The 15,931-nt window shown below is 72.5% G+C and carries 17 protein-coding genes; 16 read left to right on the top strand and 1 reads right to left on the bottom strand.

The window, feature by feature from the left end; all coding sequences use genetic code 11:
* Window positions 1-19 precede the first annotated feature (19 nt).
* The 9 genes from prcB (at window position 20) to AB0J53_RS09230 (ending at window position 7,346) form a co-directional block, all read left to right on the top strand.
* On the top strand, window positions 20-868 hold the full coding sequence (gene prcB, locus AB0J53_RS09190) for a proteasome subunit beta (RefSeq protein ID WP_219517427.1): 849 nt from the start codon (window positions 20-22) through the stop codon (window positions 866-868).
* Between the two features lie 21 nt (window positions 869-889).
* Window positions 890-1,723, top strand: a complete 834-nt coding sequence (gene prcA / locus AB0J53_RS09195; protein WP_364171039.1) for a proteasome subunit alpha — start codon at window positions 890-892, stop codon at window positions 1,721-1,723.
* Window positions 1,724-1,803: 80 nt separating this feature from the next.
* Window positions 1,804-2,322, top strand: a complete 519-nt coding sequence (locus tag AB0J53_RS09200; RefSeq protein ID WP_364170311.1) for a hypothetical protein — start codon at window positions 1,804-1,806, stop codon at window positions 2,320-2,322.
* Between the two features lie 106 nt (window positions 2,323-2,428).
* Window positions 2,429-3,787 carry a Pup--protein ligase gene (pafA, locus tag AB0J53_RS09205; protein WP_219519189.1) on the top strand — a complete coding sequence of 453 codons (1,359 nt, stop codon included), beginning with the start codon at window positions 2,429-2,431 and terminating at the stop codon, window positions 3,785-3,787.
* Between the two features lie 75 nt (window positions 3,788-3,862).
* Window positions 3,863-4,795 (top strand): FKBP-type peptidyl-prolyl cis-trans isomerase, encoded by a 933-nt coding sequence (locus tag AB0J53_RS09210; protein WP_219519184.1) that lies wholly within the window; start codon window positions 3,863-3,865, stop codon window positions 4,793-4,795.
* 111 nt (window positions 4,796-4,906) lie between these two features.
* The gene (locus AB0J53_RS09215; protein WP_364170314.1) at window positions 4,907-5,743 is read left to right on the top strand and encodes an FKBP-type peptidyl-prolyl cis-trans isomerase; all 837 of its coding nucleotides are present in this window, start codon (window positions 4,907-4,909) and stop codon (window positions 5,741-5,743) included.
* Window positions 5,744-5,800: 57 nt separating this feature from the next.
* Window positions 5,801-6,151 carry a hypothetical protein gene (locus AB0J53_RS09220; protein WP_364170317.1) on the top strand — a complete coding sequence of 117 codons (351 nt, stop codon included), beginning with the start codon at window positions 5,801-5,803 and terminating at the stop codon, window positions 6,149-6,151.
* A gap of 10 nt (window positions 6,152-6,161) precedes the next feature.
* Window positions 6,162-6,833, top strand: a complete 672-nt coding sequence (locus AB0J53_RS09225; RefSeq protein ID WP_364170320.1) for a helix-turn-helix domain-containing protein — start codon at window positions 6,162-6,164, stop codon at window positions 6,831-6,833.
* A 33-nt stretch (window positions 6,834-6,866) separates the two neighbouring features.
* Complete coding sequence (locus AB0J53_RS09230; protein WP_219519173.1) at window positions 6,867-7,346, top strand: DUF3291 domain-containing protein; 480 nt, start codon at window positions 6,867-6,869, stop codon at window positions 7,344-7,346.
* Here AB0J53_RS09230 and AB0J53_RS09235 read toward each other — a convergent pair.
* Window positions 7,292-8,380 (bottom strand): DUF3866 family protein, encoded by a 1,089-nt coding sequence (locus AB0J53_RS09235; RefSeq protein ID WP_308126256.1) that lies wholly within the window; start codon window positions 8,378-8,380, stop codon window positions 7,292-7,294. The two genes, AB0J53_RS09230 and AB0J53_RS09235, sit on opposite strands and share 55 nt — an antisense overlap.
* 37 nt (window positions 8,381-8,417) lie before the next feature.
* Here AB0J53_RS09235 and AB0J53_RS09240 point away from each other — a divergent pair, with 37 nt between their 5' ends.
* The 7 genes from AB0J53_RS09240 to AB0J53_RS09270 all read left to right on the top strand — a co-directional run bounded on the left by AB0J53_RS09240 (window position 8,418) and on the right by AB0J53_RS09270 (window position 15,864).
* Complete coding sequence (locus AB0J53_RS09240) at window positions 8,418-9,383, top strand: WYL domain-containing protein (RefSeq protein WP_219519171.1); 966 nt, start codon at window positions 8,418-8,420, stop codon at window positions 9,381-9,383.
* Window positions 9,380-10,345 (top strand): WYL domain-containing protein, encoded by a 966-nt coding sequence (locus AB0J53_RS09245; protein ID WP_219519168.1) that lies wholly within the window; start codon window positions 9,380-9,382, stop codon window positions 10,343-10,345. The genes AB0J53_RS09240 and AB0J53_RS09245 overlap by 4 nt, the downstream gene beginning before the upstream one ends.
* On the top strand, window positions 10,342-10,497 hold the full coding sequence (locus AB0J53_RS09250) for a hypothetical protein (protein ID WP_219519165.1): 156 nt from the start codon (window positions 10,342-10,344) through the stop codon (window positions 10,495-10,497). Before AB0J53_RS09245 ends, AB0J53_RS09250 begins: the two co-directional genes overlap by 4 nt.
* Window positions 10,498-10,564: 67 nt before the next feature.
* Entirely contained in the window at window positions 10,565-10,879 is a 315-nt protein-coding gene (gene tatA / locus AB0J53_RS09255; RefSeq protein ID WP_219519162.1) for a Sec-independent protein translocase subunit TatA, read from the top strand.
* A gap of 33 nt (window positions 10,880-10,912) precedes the next feature.
* Window positions 10,913-11,809 (top strand): twin-arginine translocase subunit TatC, encoded by an 897-nt coding sequence (tatC, locus tag AB0J53_RS09260; RefSeq protein ID WP_246647039.1) that lies wholly within the window; start codon window positions 10,913-10,915, stop codon window positions 11,807-11,809.
* Window positions 11,810-11,825: 16 nt separating this feature from the next.
* Window positions 11,826-13,073: a diacylglycerol kinase family protein gene (locus AB0J53_RS09265; RefSeq protein ID WP_364170327.1), complete on the top strand. Its 1,248-nt coding sequence runs from the start codon at window positions 11,826-11,828 to the stop codon at window positions 13,071-13,073.
* A gap of 67 nt (window positions 13,074-13,140) precedes the next feature.
* Window positions 13,141-15,864, top strand: coding sequence for a DEAD/DEAH box helicase (locus AB0J53_RS09270; RefSeq protein ID WP_364170330.1), 2,724 nt, complete (start codon window positions 13,141-13,143; stop codon window positions 15,862-15,864).
* The last annotated feature ends 67 nt before the right edge of the window (window positions 15,865-15,931 follow it).

Genomic DNA, 15,931 nt, shown 5'->3' on the forward strand with positions numbered 1-15,931 from the left:
TGATTTGGGAGGGAGTCGCGTGGCATCGCACAGGGATCTGCCCGCCGGCTTGACGAACCGCCTTTTCGACAACACCGGGAGCTCTTCGTTCACCGAGTTCGTCGGCACCTACGCGCCCGCTCTGCTGCCGCACCGGGATGAGGTTCTGGCCACGCCGATCGGTGACCAGGTTCCGCACGCGACCACGATCGTCGCCGCCACCTTCGCCGGAGGCGTGGTGATGGCCGGTGACCGGCGCGCGACGTCCGGCAACGTCATCTCGCAGCGTGACGTGGAGAAGGTGTTCCGGACCGACGACTACTCGTGCATGGGCATCGCCGGCACCGCCAGCACCGGCATCGAGATGGCCCGCCTCTACCGCGTGGAGCTGGAGCACTACGAGAAGCTGGAAGGCCGCACGCTGTCGGTGGCCGGCAAGGCCAACCGGCTGGCCGCGATGATCCGCGGCAACCTGGGCATGGCCATGCAGGGGCTGGTGGTGGTGCCGTTGTTCGCCGCCTACGACCCGGCGCGCGACGCCGGGCGGATCTTCAGCTACGACGTGGCGGGCGGCCCCTACGAGCGTGACCGCTTCGACGCCATCGGGTCGGGCTCGATCTTCGCGCGGGGCTCGCTGAAGAAGCTCTACCGCGACGGCGCCTCGGCCGACGACATGGTGATGACGCTGATCCAGGCGCTCTACGACGCGGCCGACGACGACTCGGCGACCGGCGGTCCCGACGTCACGCGGAAGATCTGGCCGATCGTGTCGGTGATCGACGCCGACGGGTTCCGGCGGCTGACCGACCAGCAGGTGTCCGGTTACGTCGAGCAGATGCTCGAAGCCCGCCTGATCTCGCCCGACGGCCCCATCGCCCCGCTGCGCTAGAAAGGATCACCCCACGTGTCCATGCCTTTCGGATATGCGTCCCCTGAGCAGATCATGCGGGACAAGGCGGACTACGCGCGCAAGGGGATCGCGCGGGGCCGCTCCGTCGTCGTGCTCCAGTACGTCGACGGCATCCTGTTCGTGGCGCCCAACCCGTCGCGGGCGCTGCACAAGATCAGCGAGATCTACGACCGCATCGGGTTCGCCGCCGTCGGCCGCTACAACGAGTTCGAGGAGCTGCGGCTCGGCGGCATCCGCTACGCCGACATCAACGGCTACACCTACGACCGCTCCGACGTGACCGGCCGCGGCCTGGCCAACCTCTACGCCTCCAACCTGGGCCGCATCTTCACCGAGTCGATCAAGTCGCTGGAGGTGGAGGTCGTGGTCGCCGAGGTCGGCGACAGCCCCGACGGCGACGCCATCTACCGGCTGACGTTCGACGGCTCGGTCTTCGACGAGCACGGCTTCGCGGCCATGGGCGGCCAGGCCGAGGCGGTCGCGACGCGGCTCAAGGAGCGCTACCGCGAGGCCATGACGCTGTCGGAGGCGCTGGAGGTGGCGCTGACGGCGCTGACCGAGCCGGGCGGCGAGCGCCCGCCGATCGGCCAGCTCGAGGTGGCGGTGCTCGACCGCAACCGTGAGCACCGCAAGTTCCTGCGCCTGACCGGGCAGCGGCTGGAGCGCCTGGTGTCCGCCGCGTCGGCCGCTCCGGAGACTCCCGCCGCCCCCGAGGCCCCCGCCGCCCCGGCGACCGGCCCCGGCGACGCGCCCTCCGGTGACGCGGCCTCCGGCGAGAAGCCGCCGCCCACCGGTCCTGACGGCGACGTCGACGACGGCTCCTCGCCGCTCTAGCCTCATCCGGCCGGAATGATGTGATCTGTCTCACATCATTCCGGCCGAACTCGCGGCCAAGATCGGCCGTCGTAGAGTCCGTGAAGATTCTTCAGCGCAGCCTCGTCGCGGGCGCCGCCGCCGCGGCCGTGGTCCTGTCCTCCGGAGTCGCGGCCGACGCCGCCGCCTACCCGAAGTACACGACCCCCAAGATCTTCGGCACGACGTTCCAGGCCGACCCGGGGCACGACTTCACCAAGCGCATCCGCTCACGCCACAACGGCATCCTGCGCGGCTGGATCACCCACGTGCGCGGCAGCGTGGCCGAGTACGAGCCGATCCGGTGGAAGAAGGGCGGCGTCACCGAGGGCCGCTTCGTCGGCCCGCCGGAGGGCGACGTGACCGCCTACGCCTCGCCGATCGCCGGGAACGTCGTCTTCCTGTCGGCCGTCGGCTGCGGCTCGGCGATGACCAAGCTGACCGTCGACCGCAGGGGCCTCGGCGCCAAGCGCTGCTCCCGCGCCGACCTGATCAAGCGCGCCAAGCGCTACGAGCGCCCCGCCCTCATCACCGTCCACCAGGGCAAGATCGTCAAGGTCCAGGAGATCTTCACCCCCTGACGGAAGGGCGCGCGGCCTCGCGGGGGCGGGCCGCGCCGCACCCCGCGCGGGGAAAACACCGTGGAGATCTCTCCCGCCGGACCATCCGTGGGCATAGTGTGAGGTGATGGATCGTCGCATCTTCGGGCTGGAGAACGAGTACGGCGTGACCTGCACGTTCCGGGGGCAGCGCAGGCTGTCGCCGGACGAGGTCGCGCGCTACCTGTTCCGGCGGGTCGTGTCCTGGGGCCGATCGAGCAACGTCTTCCTCCGCAACGGCGCACGCCTCTACCTCGACGTGGGCAGCCATCCTGAATACGCAACACCCGAGTGTGACAACGTCATCGAGCTCGTCACCCACGACAAGGCCGGCGAGCGCATCCTCGAGGGACTCCTCGTCGACGCCGAGAAGCGGCTGCGCGAGGAGGGCATCGCGGGTGACATCTACCTGTTCAAGAACAACACCGACTCGGCCGGCAACTCCTACGGCTGTCACGAGAACTACCTGGTCGGCAGGCACGGCGAGTTCGGCCGGCTGGCCGACGTGCTCATCCCGTTCCTGGTGACGCGGCAGATCATCTGCGGCGCCGGCAAGGTGCTGCAGACGCCGCGCGGCGCTGTCTACTGCGTGTCGCAGCGCGCCGAGCACATCTGGGAGGGCGTCTCCAGCGCCACCACCCGCAGCCGGCCGATCATCAACACCCGTGACGAGCCGCACGCCGACGCCGAGCGGTTCCGCCGCCTGCACGTCATCGTCGGCGACTCCAACATGAGCGAGACCACGATGCTGCTCAAGGTCGGCGCCACCGACCTGGTGCTGCGCATGATCGAGGCCGGCACCGTGATGCGCGACCTGTCGCTGGAGAACCCGATCCGCGCCATCCGCGAGGTCTCCCACGACATGACCGGCCGCCGCCGGGTGCGGCTGGCCAACGGGCGCGAGGCGTCCAGCCTGGAGATCCAGGAGGAATACCTGTCGAAGGCGAAGGACTTCGTCGAGCGGCGCGGCGGCGACGCCATCGCCCGCCGGGTCCTGGAGCTGTGGGAGCGCACGCTGCGCGCCGTCGAGACCGGCAACCTCGACCTGGTGTCGCGGGAGATCGACTGGGTGACCAAATACCAGCTCATCGAGCGCTACCGCAAGAAGTACGACCTGCCGCTGTCGTCGCCCCGGGTGGCGCAGCTCGACCTGGCCTACCACGACGTCCACCGCAAGCGCGGACTGTTCTACCTGCTGCAGCGGCGCGGCTCGGTGGAGCGGGTGGCCTCCGACCTGAAGATCTTCGAGGCCAAGTCGGTCCCGCCGCAGACGACCAGGGCGCGGCTGCGCGGGGAGTTCATCCGCAAGGCGCAGGAGAAGCGGCGCGACTTCACCGTCGACTGGGTGCACCTCAAGCTCAACGACCAGGCGCAGCGCACGGTTCTGTGCAAGGACCCGTTCCGCAGCGTCGACGAGCGGGTGGACAAGCTCATCGCGGGAATGTAGCGGGTGGTTTACCTCGGCCCTACCGGGATGTCGGATAGGGTGACGCGAACCTGACGTCTTTTCCGAGGGAAATCCATGCGCCGCGCTCTGGCCGCTCTGGCCGCCGTGCCTTTGATCTTGTTCGCCGCCGCGTGCGGTTCCGAACCGACCGCCACCACGGCCACCACCGGCGCCGGCTCCGCGGGGGTGAAGGTCACCGGACAGGTGGGCGCCAAGCCCACGGTGACCTTCCCCTCCGGCAAGCCCGCCACGAAGTCCTCCTACGAGGTCGTCACGGCAGGCACCGGCCCGGCCGTCAAGACCGGTGACCAGCTCATCGTCAACCTCACCGTCTACAACTGGGACGGCAAGGAGAACGCCTTCCAGGGCTCCTCCTACGACACCAAGGCGCCCGAGACCATCCCGGTCAACGAGCAGCTCCCGCAGGTGCTGCGCGACGGCTTCACCAAGGTCAAGCACGGCGGCCGGCTGCTCGCCGTCATGGCCAGCGATTCCGAGGCCCAGCAGCAGAACGCCCAGCCGGCCCAGCCGACGAAGGTCTTCGTGCTCGACGTCGTCGGCACGCCGCCCAAGCCGCTGGCCGCCGCCACCGGCAAGGAGACCGGCGACAGCCTCAAGGGCGTCAAGGTGGAGAGCCCCGGCGGCGACAAGGCGCCCGTGCTCACCACCAAGACGGACGCCAAGCCGTCCAAGGAGCTCGTGGTCAAGACGCTGATCGAGGGCACCGGCGCCAAGGTGCAGCCGACCCAGACGCTCACCGTCCACTACACGGGCAAGATCTGGGGCACCGACAAGGAGTTCGACTCCAGCTGGGGCCGGGGCGAGCCCGCCGCGTTCCCGCTGTCGAACGTCATCCAGGGCTGGCAGAAGGGCCTGGCCGGCGTGCCGGTCGGCAGCCGCGTCGTGATGAGCATCCCGCCGGACCTCGGCTACGGCGCCCAGGAGCAGCAGGGCATCCCGGCCAACAGCACGCTGGTGTTCGTCGTGGACGTGCTCGCCGCCTACTGACCGGCGCCGTACGGGATCCCGAGGGGCCCGTCGGCGGACGCGGGCGCGCGGTAGCATCGCCGGGCCCGGTGGCACCATGCCGCCGGGCCCGTTCGCGTCCGGGAGGCTCCGATGCGCCGACGCGCCCTCGCGGTGCTGCTGCCCCTCGCCTGCGCCGCCTGCACCGCCGCCGCTCCCGAGGTGACGGGGCCCTTCGGGGCCCGCCCCACGGTGATCCTCCCGGCGGAGGCCGCCGATCCCGCCGTCCGGGTGGTCCTGGAGGGCGACGGCCCGGAGATCGGGCCTGACGACCTGGCCGTCGTCCACTACGCCGCGTACCATGCCGCGCACGTGCGGGCCGGCGGCGCGGCCCGGACCGCCGACTCCACCTTCGCCCGCGGCGCCCCCACGGCCATCGTGCCGCCCGCGGTGGCCGCCGCCCTGCCCGGCCATCGTGTCGGCAGCCGCCTGCTCGTCACCCCGCCGCGCGACCGGCCCGCCGCCCCCGTGTACGTGGCCGACCTGCTCGGCAGGCACGCGGCCGGGGCGTCCCTGGACGCCGGTGGCGGGGAGCTGCACGGGGTCCGGGTGAGCGGCGGCGCCCGGCCGGTGCTGAGGCTGCCCCAGGGGCCGCCGCCGGGCCGGTTCGCCGCCGTGGTGCTCAGCCGGGGCGGCGGGCCCGCCGCGAGCGCCGGACGGCTGCTGGTGGCCCAGTACGAGGGCGTGGCCTGGGACGGCGGGCGGTCTGTCGGCTCGACGTGGCGGGCCGGACGCCCGGCGGCCTTCACCGTGGGCGACGGCGGCGTCATCGCCGGCTGGGACCATGCCCTGCTCGGCGTCCCGGCCGGGAGCAGGGTGCTGATGATCGTGCCGCCCGCCGACGGCTACGGCGCGAGCGGCCATCCGCCCCTCGGCGTCGGACCGGGGGAGACCCTGGTCTACGTGATGGACGTCCTGGCGGTCTACTGACGGGACGCGTACGCGTGAGGCTTGCTTCCGGGTGGTGATGCCGTTGCAATGGGCGTCATGATCAGATTCCTGACCGTGATCGTGACCGCCGGAGCGCTGGTGGCGGGGGTGGCGCCCGCCGCGTCGGCGGCGGAGCCGGCGCAGCTGTGCGCGAAGGTGCGGCCGTGTGTGGTGGGCGGCGACACCGGGTGGGCGTGGGTGCACGCCGCCGCCTCGGGCGTGCGCCAGGGCCGCGCGGTCGCGGCGCGGCTGCTGCGCAACGCCGAGGCCGTGCGCCGCTCGTACGGGGTGCCGGAAGGGGTGTCGATCTTCGTGATCAGGAAGGGCGGGTGCTGGCGGGCGTACGGGTCGTCCGAGCGGGTGCCGAGCCGGGCCTGCACGATCGGGCGGGCCGGGCGGGAGCTCTAGACTCGCGGCTGTGAGCGATGACGACCTCGACGCGCTGGCGCTGCTGCACGACCCGGTCCGCCGGAGCCTGTACGAGGCCGTGGCCGGGCGGGGCGGCGAGGTGGGCCGGGCGGAGGCCGCCGAGGCCGCCGGGGTCTCCAGGACGCTGGCCGGGCACCACCTGGACCGGCTGGTCGAGGCCGGGCTGCTGGAGAGCGGCTTCCGCGCGCCCGAGCGCAAGGGACCGGGCAGCGGCCGGCCCGCCAAGGTCTACCGGCGCGCGGCCGGGGAGCTGTCGGTGAGCCTGCCGCCGCGCGAGTACGCCACGCTCGGCGCGGTGCTGGCCGAGGTGGTCGAGGAGCTCGGCGCCGAGGAGCGGGCCGAGGCGGCCGCCCGCCGCGCCGGCGAACGCCTCGGCCGCCGGGTCGCGGAACCCGCCGGCTCGGCGTCCTCCGGCGGCGATCCCGCCGAGGCGGTGCTGCGCGAGCGCGGTTACGAGCCGTACGCCGAGGACGGCCGGTTGCGCATGCGCAACTGCCCCTTCCACGCGCTGGCGATGGAGCAGCCCCTGCTCGTGTGCTCGATGAACCTGGCGCTGTGCCAGGGCCTGCTGGCAGGGCTCGGCGACGACCCGGACCGGGCCCGGCTGGACCCGCGGCCGGGGGAGTGCTGCGTCACCCTTTCTAAAACAAACGGAGATTGACATAGAAGGTTCCGGAGTGGTGTGCTGAGCGTCATGCATCTCGCGGAGCTCAACCTGGCGCACCTGCGCGCGCCCATCGACTCGGCCGAGCTGGCCGAGTTCGTCGCCCTGCTCGAACCGATCAACGACCTCGCCGACCGCTCACCCGGCTTCGTGTGGCGGCTGAAGGAGAGCGAGGAGGACCCGACCGCCACCGTCCAGCACGAGTACGGCGACCACCTGCTGGTCAACTTCTCGGTGTGGGAGTCGCTCGACGCGCTGTGGAACTACGTCTACCGCAGCGACCACCTGGCCGTGCTGCGCCGCCGCCGCGAATGGTTCCTGCGCATGGCGGAGCCCGCCATGGTGATGTGGTGGATCCCCGAAGGGACCATCCCGACGCTGGCCGAGGGGATGGCACGCCTGCGCCGCCTCAGGACCGAAGGGCCCGGCCCCGAGGCGTTCACCTACAAGGACGCCTACGACAGCAGCGAGGCCGCCAGCCTGCCCGCCGCCGCCGCGGCCAGGAAGTAGGCCAGGTCCTCCTCCAGCCCCCTGCCCATCGTCGACAGCCGGACCGGCGAGGCGGACAACGCCTCGCGCAGGCCGTCGACCGGCACCGGGACCAGGTCGTGCCGGACCGCCAGGAGCTCCGCCTGGTCCCGCACCCGCTCACCGAACGCGCCGTCCAGCATCGGCACCGGCACCCGGGCCCGCGCCAGCGCCACCCGCCCGTACGCCGTCAGCGAATGGTGCGAGACGCCCACGTGCCGCTCGCGCAGGTCGCCCTCGCTCACCCGCAGCGACGCCACCGGCCGCCCCTGCAGCACCGCCGCCGCGTTGACCGCCTCGCCCGCCGACACCCCCGAGAACCCCCACCGGGTGCCCGTGCCCAGGTTGCCCGGCCCCTGCGCGACCACCGCCACGTCGGCCTCCAGCACGTGGCGGGCCGCCAGCAGCCCCGTGTGGACGGTGACGGCCTCGACGTCGCCGCCGAACGCCTGCCCGACCGTGACCGTCCCCGCCAGCCAGCCGATCTCCCGCAGCCGCGCCGCCGCCATCGAGAACCACGCGGGCAGCGCCCCGCCGTCCTGCATCACGTACGCGACCCGTACGCCGGGACGGGACTCGTACAGGCCGCACAGGATCGGCGGGAGCGCCGAGTGCAGGTCGGCGACCACCACGGGCATGCCGTCGACGGAGTCGGCCTCGCGCAGCCGCTCGTGGAACGGGGAGTCCTGCTCGTCGGCGCCCAGCACCGTGGCCTGCAGCGGCGTGTAGCGCGCCTTCACCAGGTGGCCGGGGCCCTGGGGATCTTCCGGCAAACGGTTCGGCACTGCCACCACCATGGCGTAACCTCCCGTACCGAGACCCATCGCGAGTGCCGTCGTGTTGAGCAGCACCTCGTCGCCGGGCTCCGGGCGGCCCACCAGCAGCGGATAGGCCAGCGCCCGGGACAACGCGCCCGCCGCGTTGGAGTCCTCACCGGACACGGCGACGTCCAGCTCCATCGCTCCCGGCCACTCGCGCCGGATCCGCACAACCTCGCCCTTGCGCCATCTGATCACGGGGGCAGGGTAGCGTCGTTGAAGGAGGAGTGAGCAGATGTCGCGCCGTAAGACCGAGCGGTTGCTCAATCTGGTGATCTGCCTGCTCGCCACCCGCCGCCCGCTGTCGGCCGAGCAGATCCGCCAGGCCGTCCCCGGTTACGACCGCGACGGCGACGAGGCGTTCCAGCGCATGTTCGAGCGGGACAAGAACGAGCTGCGCGAGATCGGCATCCCGATCGACGTGGTCCGCGACCCGTGGGAGGACGAGCCCGGCTACCGCATCGAGCGGCAGTCGTACGAGCTGCCCGAGATCACCCTGGAGCCGGACGAGGCCGCCGTGCTGGGCGTGGCCGCGCAGGTGTGGCAGCGCGCCAGCCTGGCCGAGGCCGCGTCCGGGGCGCTGCTCAAGCTGCGCGCCGGCGGGGTCGCCACCGACGAGACCGCGGGCGGGGGAGTGGCCGGCGGCGGCGCGCTGGAGGTGCGCGTCGACACCCGCGACCCGGCCTTCCCGGCGCTGTGGGAGGCCGTGCGCGACCGGCGGCCGGTCCGCTTCGACTACCGCGGCGCCGGCAGCGAGAACGTGCACACCCGCACCGTCGAGCCGTGGGGCGTGGTCAGCCGCCGCGGCCGCTGGTACCTGGCCGGGTTCGACCGGGGGCGCGGCGCGCCGCGGGCCTTCCGGCTCAGCCGCATCACCGGCCAGGTCGCCGCCGCGGGCCGGCCCGGCTCCGTCGAGGTGCCCAAGGGCGTCGACCTGCGGGCCATGGTCGACTTCCCCGACGAGCCCGCGCGCGAGCGCACCGCGCTGGTGCGCGTGCGGCAGGGCGCCTGCGAGGGACTGCGCCAGCTCGCCCGGACCGTGCGCCCCGGCGCCGACGGGTGGGACGAGGCCGAGCTCACCTTCTCCGACCCCGAACGGCTGGCCGGATGGATGGCCAGCCTCGGCTCCGACGTCGAGGTGGCCGGGCCGCCCGACGCCCGCGAAGCCGTCATCCGCCGACTGAAGGGAGCGCTGGCATGAGCGGGTCCGCCGACCGGCTGCCCAGGCTGCTCGCGCTCGTCCCCTACCTGATGTCCCACCCCGGGGCGCAGGTCGGCGAGGTGGCCGAGGTGTTCGGCCTGAGCGAGAAGCAGCTCATCGACGACCTGCAGCTCGTGTGGATGTGCGGGCTGCCCGGCCACACGCCCGGCGACCTCATCGACGTGTCGTGGGACGGCGGCGAGATCGTCATCGACAACGCCGACACCATCGCCAGGCCGCTGCGGCTGGGCATTGACGAGGCCAGCGCGCTGCTGGTCGCGCTGCGCATGCTGGCCGCCACGCCGGAGCTGGCCGAGGTGCAGGGCGACGCGCTGCCCCGGGTGGTGGCCAAGCTGGAGCGCGCCGCGGGCGAGGGCGCCGCGGCCGTCAGCAGCCAGGTCGCCGTCGACGTCGACGCCGCCCCCGACGCGCTGCCCCGGGTGCGCCAGGCGCTGACCGCCCGCCGCCGGCTGTCGCTGCGCTACTACGTGCCGGGCCGCGACGAGGTGACGCCGCGCGAGGTCGACCCGATGCGGATCGTCGTCGTCGACGGGCGCAGCTACCTGGAGTGCTGGTGCTACCGGGCCGAGGCGATGCGGCTGTTCAGGCTGGACCGGATGCTCGGCGTCGAGGTGCTCGACGTGCCCGCCGACCCGCCCGCCGAGGCCGAGCCGATCGACGTCGCGCAGGGCGTGTTCCGGCCGTCGCCGACCGACGAGCTGGTCGAGCTGGAGGTCACCGCCGCCGGGCGCTGGGTGGCCGAGTACTACCCGTGCGAGCAGGTCACCGAGCTGGGCGAAGGGCGGCTGCGGGTGACGCTGCGGGCCCGGGACGAGGACTGGGTCCTGCGGCTGGCGCTGCGGCTGGGCGACACCGGCCGCGTCGTGGCGCCGCCCGCGATGGCGGGCCGCGTGCGGGAGGAGGCGGAGCGCGCCCTCGGCCTGTACGCTCACCAGGCATGACGTGGATCTTGCCGGCCGCCGTGCTCCTGGTCGCCGGGCTGGCCGTGATAGCGGTCGCCGGGCGGCGCGCGGCGGTGGCCGCACGCCGCTTGAACAGGGAGATTGCCCAAGTTCATCAGCAATTCAGACACAAAGAGAACATCGGGGGATGAGGCAGCGGCCCCGGCAGCGTACGATCGGGGGGAAGAACCGCACTTCGCTCACCATGAAGGACGTCACATGAACTTGGGAGCTCCGGAGATCATCCTGATCCTGGTGGCCTTGGTCCTGCTCTTCGGCGCCAAGAAGCTGCCGGATCTCGCCCGTGGCGTCGGCCGGTCCCTGCGCATCTTCAAGGCCGAGACGAGCAAGCTCAACGACGACGACGACAAGCCCACCGTCGTGCAGGCGCAGGCCGAGCCCCAGGCTCAGCCCCAGCCCGCGCCCCCGCAGCAGATCCCCGCGGCGGCGCCCTCCGCCGAGGAGCAGGCTCGCCAGCTGGAGGAGCAGGCCGCCCGGCTGCGTGCCGCCGCGCAGGCCGACAAGCGTCCCTGACCCATCCACCCCTCGTCCCCTTGGACTGACTAGATGGCGCTGCTGAAACGGTCGGATCCCAAACCGCAGCGGGATCCCGAGGGCCGCATGCCGCTGATGGAGCACCTGCGCGAGCTGCGCAACCGGGTGCTCATCGCGCTCGCGGCCGTGGCGGTCGGCCTGGTCATCGGCTGGCTCGTGTCCGGGCCGATGTGGGAGCTGCTCAAGGAGCCCTACTGCTCCGCCCCGCAGTCGCGCGATCTGACCGGCGAGTGCAGCCTGACTTACAACGGGATCTTCTCCTCGTTCTTCATCACGCTGAAGATCTCGCTGATGGTCTCCCTCGTCGTGGCCTCACCGGTGTGGCTCTACCAGATCTGGGCGTTCGTCACCCCCGCCCTCTACCGCACCGAGAAGCGCTACACGATGGCGTTCCTGGGGCTGGCCATCCCGCTGTTCGCGGCCGGCGCGGCGCTGTCCTACCTGATCATGGACACGGCGCTGGGGTTCCTCCTCAGCTTCTCGCTCGAGGGCACCGTCGCCACCATCTCGATCGACGAGTACCTCGACTACGTCTTGATCATGCTGTTGATCTTCGGCGTGTCGTTCGAGCTGCCGCTGCTGCTGGTCTTCCTCAACATCATCGGCGTGCTGCCGCGCGCCACCGTGGCCAAGCACCGGCGCCTGGTCATCTTCCTCATGTTCGTCTTCGGCGCGCTCGTCACGCCGGGCGGCGACCCGGTCACCATGATGGCGCTGGCCGCGCCGATGATCGTGCTGTTCGCGGCGGCCGAGCTGGTCATGTACCTGCTGGAGCGCAAGCGGGCCGACCCGTACGCGGGGCTCGACGACGACCAGGCCTCCGCGCTGTCCGACGACGACACCCCGATCGACGCCCCCACCGGCGTGGACGACGGGCGACAGGAAGAGGATTCCGGTTCTGCCCGATAGGCGATAGGTTCCGGGCGTGGCCCCCCAAATCGCCCTGCTCGTCAACCCCGCCGCACGCGGCGGACGCACCCTGCGCCTGCTCGAACCCGTGGCCCGCCGACTCCGCGCCGGCGGCGCCGACCTGTCGGTGATCGTCGGCGACGACGCGGCGGACGCGCTCGTACGGGCCTGCGCCGCCGTCGCCGAACGTCCCGACGCGCTCGTCGCCTTCGGCGGCGACGGCCTCGTGCACCTGGCCGTCCAGGCCGTCGCGGGCACCGACGTGCCGCTCGGCATCATCCCGGCGGGCACCGGCAACGACATCGCCGCCGCCCTCGGCCTGCCCGTCAAGGACCCCGTCGCGGCGGCCCGCACCGTCCTCCGCATGCGCCCCCGCCCCCTCGACGCCGCCACCATCCGCCACACCACCGCCCCGCCCTTCCCGGACCCCTGCACGCGCGCGGGCGCCGCCGGTGGTCCCGGCGACGGTGGTCTTGGGGGCCGCTCCGGCGGCGTCCCCAGCCTCGGTGGTCCCGGCCGCGCCGGTGGCGTCCCTGGTCCCGGTGGTCCCGGTGGCGCCGGTGGCGTTCCTGGTCCTGGTGGTCCTGGTGGTCCCGGTGGCGTCGGTGGCGCGCCCGTGGGCGGGTCCGGTGGCGACCCAGACGGGCCCGCCGGCCGCTCCGGGGATGTCCCCGGGTGGGCCGGCCGCTCCGGTGCGGGTGGGGCCGGGGTGGGTGGGGGCTCTGGGGGCCGGGTCGGGGCAGGGCTCTCCGGTGTGGGGGGCGGGGGTGGGGAGGAGGTGTTCGCCGGGGTGGTGTGCTGCGGGTTCGACTCGCGGGTGAACGAGCGGGCCAACGCGCTGTCGTGGCCGCCGGGGATGGCGCGGTACCTGGTGGCGACCGCGCGGGAGCTGAGGTCGTTCGAGCCGATCCCGTTCCGGGTGACTATCGACGGCGGGGAGCCGGTCGAGCGGGAGGCCATGATGGTCGCCGTGGGCAACACGAGCTCGTACGGCGCGGGGATGCGCATCTGCCCGGACGCCCGCCCCGACGACGGGCTGCTGGACGTGGTGATGGTGGGCGCGGTGGGCAAGGGGGAGTTCCTGCGCGTCTTCCCGCGTGTCTACCGGGGCACGCACGTGGCGCATCCGGCGGTGACGGTGTGGCGGGCCAGGAGCGTCACGCTGGAGGCGGCCGGCGTCGTGGCGTACGCCGACGGTGAGAGGATCGGCCCGGCCCCCGTCACGTGCGAGGTGCGGCCGGGCGCGTTGAACGTCCTGGTATGAACCGTACTTTGTAAAGGGCGCGGCCGTGAGGACGGACCGGAATGGCGGTTTCGGTAGGGTGGCCGGTATGACAACGCCAGCGGAACGCTACGCGGCCTTCCGTCAGAAATACGCCGGCGACGGGCCCGCATTCACCTCGTTCCGGGGCCTGTACGACTTCGAGCTGGACGAGTTCCAGATCGACGCCTGCCGGGCGCTGGAGGCGGGTGACGGAGTCCTGGTGGCGGCGCCCACCGGCTCGGGCAAGACGGTCGTCGGCGAGTTCGCCGTCCACCTGGCCCTGGAGCAGGGGCTCAAGTGCTTCTACACCACCCCGATCAAGGCGCTGTCCAACCAGAAGTACAACGACCTGGTCAAACGGTACGGCACGGCCAAGGTGGGCCTGCTGACCGGCGACAACAGCGTCAACGGCGAGGCCCCGATCGTCGTCATGACGACCGAGGTGCTGCGCAACATGCTCTACGCGGGCTCGGCCACGCTGGCGGGGCTCGGGTTCGCGGTGATGGACGAGGTCCACTACCTGGCCGACCGGTTCCGCGGGGCGGTGTGGGAAGAGGTCATCATCCACCTGCCGGAGTCGGTGCGCCTGGTGGCGCTGTCGGCGACGGTGAGCAACGCCGAGGAGTTCGGCGAGTGGCTCGGTGAGGTGCGCGGCGACACCACCGTGATCGTCGACGAGCACCGGCCGGTGCCGCTGTGGCAGCACATGATGGTGGGCCACCGCGTCTACGACATCTTCATGACCGACGACGACACGCCGCGGATCAACCCGACGCTGATGCGGGTCACTCGGGACGCCGAGCGGCTGACGGCGGGGCGGGGCAGGCGCGGCTACGGCAGGCCGTCGCGCTCGCGCCCGCCGGACCGGGCGCAGGTGATCGAGCGGCTCGACGCGGAGGCGCTGCTGCCGGCGATCACGTTCATCTTCTCGCGGGCGGGCTGCGACGCGGCCGTCCAGCAGTGCCTGCATGCCGGGATCCGGCTGACGACGGAGCGGGAGCGGCACGAGATCCGCCAGCTCGTCGACGAGCGCACGGCGCACCTGCCGGACGAGGACCTGGCGGTGCTGGGCTACCTGGAGTGGCGCGACTGCCTGGAGCGGGGGCTGGCCGCGCACCACGCGGGCATGCTGCCGGCGTTCAAGGAGGTCGTCGAGGAGCTGTTCACCCGCGGCCTGGTCAAGGCGGTGTTCGCGACGGAGACGCTGGCGCTGGGCATCAACATGCCGGCCCGCAGCGTGGTGATCGAGAAGCTCGACAAGTGGAACGGCGAGACGCACGCCGACCTGACCCCCGGCGAATACACGCAGCTCACCGGCCGGGCGGGGCGGCGCGGCATCGACGTCGAGGGCCACGCGGTGGTGCTGTGGCAGCCGGGCATGGACCCGCTGTCGGTGGCGGGCCTGGCGGGCACCCGTACGTATCCGCTGCGCTCCAGCTTCCAGCCGTCCTACAACATGGCGGTCAACCTGGTCGGCCAGTTCGGCAGGGAGCGGGCCAGGGCGCTGCTGGAGGAGTCGTTCGCCCAGTTCCAGGCCGACCGGGCGGTGGTCGGGCTGGCCAAGCAGCTGCGCAAGCACGAGGAGGCGCTGGAGGGCTACCAGGAGGCGATGACCTGCCATCTGGGCGACTTCCCCGAGTACGCGGCTCTGCGCAGGCGGCTGTCGGACCGGGAGGCGGAGCTGTCGCGCCAGCGCGGCGCGGCCCGGCGGGCGGCGGCGGTGCGGTCGCTGGAGGCGCTGCAGCCGGGTGACGTGATCCGGGTGCCGGGCGGGCGCCGGGCCGGGCTCGCGGTGGTGCTCGACCCGGGCCGCAATCCGCGCGGTCACGGTCCCAGCCCGCTGGTGCTGACGATCGGCAAGCAGATCAAGAAGCTCGACCCCGCGGACTTCCCGGTGCCGGTGGAGCCGCTGGAGAAGATCCGCATCCCGAAGAACTTCAACGGCCGCTCGCCCAAGGAACGCGCCAACCTGGTCTCCACGCTGCTGGCCAAGATCGGTGACCGCGATCTGGGCAAGCCGGTCAGGGCGCGGGACCACGCGGTGGAGGACGACGAGGTCAACGAGCTGCGCCGGCGCATCCGGCAGCACCCGTGCCACGGCTGCGACGAGCGTGAGGACCACGCCCGCTGGGCCGAGCGCTACCACAAGCTGCTGCGTGAGACCGAGGGGCTGCGGCGGCGGGTGGAGGGCCGTTCGCACGTCATCTCGCGCACCTTCGACCGGATCTGCTCGGTGCTGGAACAGCTCGGCTACCTGGAGGGCGAGCAGGTCACCGACGAGGGCCGCCGGCTGGGCCGCCTCTACACCGAGCTCGACCTGCTGACGGCCGAGTGCCTGCGCAGCGGGTTGTGGGAGGAGCTCGACCCGGCGGAGCTGGCGGCGTGCGTGTCGGCGCTGGTGTTCGAGTCGCGGCAGTCCGACGACGCGCGCCGGCCCAAGGTCCCGGCGGGCCGGGCGCAGGACGCGCTGACGGCGATGCTGCGGCTGTGGGGGGAGCTGGAGGGCATCGAGTCCGACCACGGCCTGTCGACGATCCGCGAGCCGGATCTCGGCTTCGCGTGGGCGGCGTTCCGCTGGACGAAGGGTCACTCGCTGGACGCGGTGCTGATGGACGGCGTGGGCGGCAACGAGCTGGCGGCGGGCGACTTCGTGCGCTGGGTCAAGCAGCTCATGGACCTGCTGGGGCAGCTCGGCAACGCGGCGCCGCCCGGCAGCCGCATCAAGCAGACGGCGGCCAAGGCGATGGACGCGATGCGGCGTGGGGTTGTGGCCTACTCGTCGGTGGCCTGACCCTCTTGCCAGAGGGCGTGCGCGCGATTACGGTCAAGACCGTTATATCGCCCGCCGGGAGGCTGTC

The organism is Nonomuraea sp. NPDC049725 (assembly GCF_040674795.1).
Lineage (GTDB): Bacteria > Actinomycetota > Actinomycetes > Streptosporangiales > Streptosporangiaceae > Nonomuraea > Nonomuraea ceibae.

Bases quoted from the DNA above. Each gene is read 5' to 3' on its own strand.
- tatA (WP_219519162.1), top strand. From the start codon at position 10,565: ATGAACTTGGGAGCTCCGGAGATCATCCTGATCCTGGTGGCCTTGGTC.
- AB0J53_RS09215 (WP_364170314.1), top strand. From the start codon at position 4,907: ATGCGCCGACGCGCCCTCGCGGTGCTGCTGCCCCTCGCCTGCGCCGCC.
- tatC (WP_246647039.1), top strand. From the start codon at position 10,913: ATGGCGCTGCTGAAACGGTCGGATCCCAAACCGCAGCGGGATCCCGAG.
- AB0J53_RS09245 (WP_219519168.1), top strand. From the start codon at position 9,380: ATGAGCGGGTCCGCCGACCGGCTGCCCAGGCTGCTCGCGCTCGTCCCC.
- AB0J53_RS09250 (WP_219519165.1), top strand. From the start codon at position 10,342: ATGACGTGGATCTTGCCGGCCGCCGTGCTCCTGGTCGCCGGGCTGGCC.
- AB0J53_RS09230 (WP_219519173.1), top strand. From the start codon at position 6,867: ATGCATCTCGCGGAGCTCAACCTGGCGCACCTGCGCGCGCCCATCGAC.
- AB0J53_RS09270 (WP_364170330.1), top strand. From the start codon at position 13,141: ATGACAACGCCAGCGGAACGCTACGCGGCCTTCCGTCAGAAATACGCC.
- pafA (WP_219519189.1), top strand. From the start codon at position 2,429: ATGGATCGTCGCATCTTCGGGCTGGAGAACGAGTACGGCGTGACCTGC.
- prcA (WP_364171039.1), top strand. From the start codon at position 890: ATGCCTTTCGGATATGCGTCCCCTGAGCAGATCATGCGGGACAAGGCG.
- AB0J53_RS09220 (WP_364170317.1), top strand. From the start codon at position 5,801: ATGATCAGATTCCTGACCGTGATCGTGACCGCCGGAGCGCTGGTGGCG.
- AB0J53_RS09240 (WP_219519171.1), top strand. From the start codon at position 8,418: ATGTCGCGCCGTAAGACCGAGCGGTTGCTCAATCTGGTGATCTGCCTG.
- AB0J53_RS09210 (WP_219519184.1), top strand. From the start codon at position 3,863: ATGCGCCGCGCTCTGGCCGCTCTGGCCGCCGTGCCTTTGATCTTGTTC.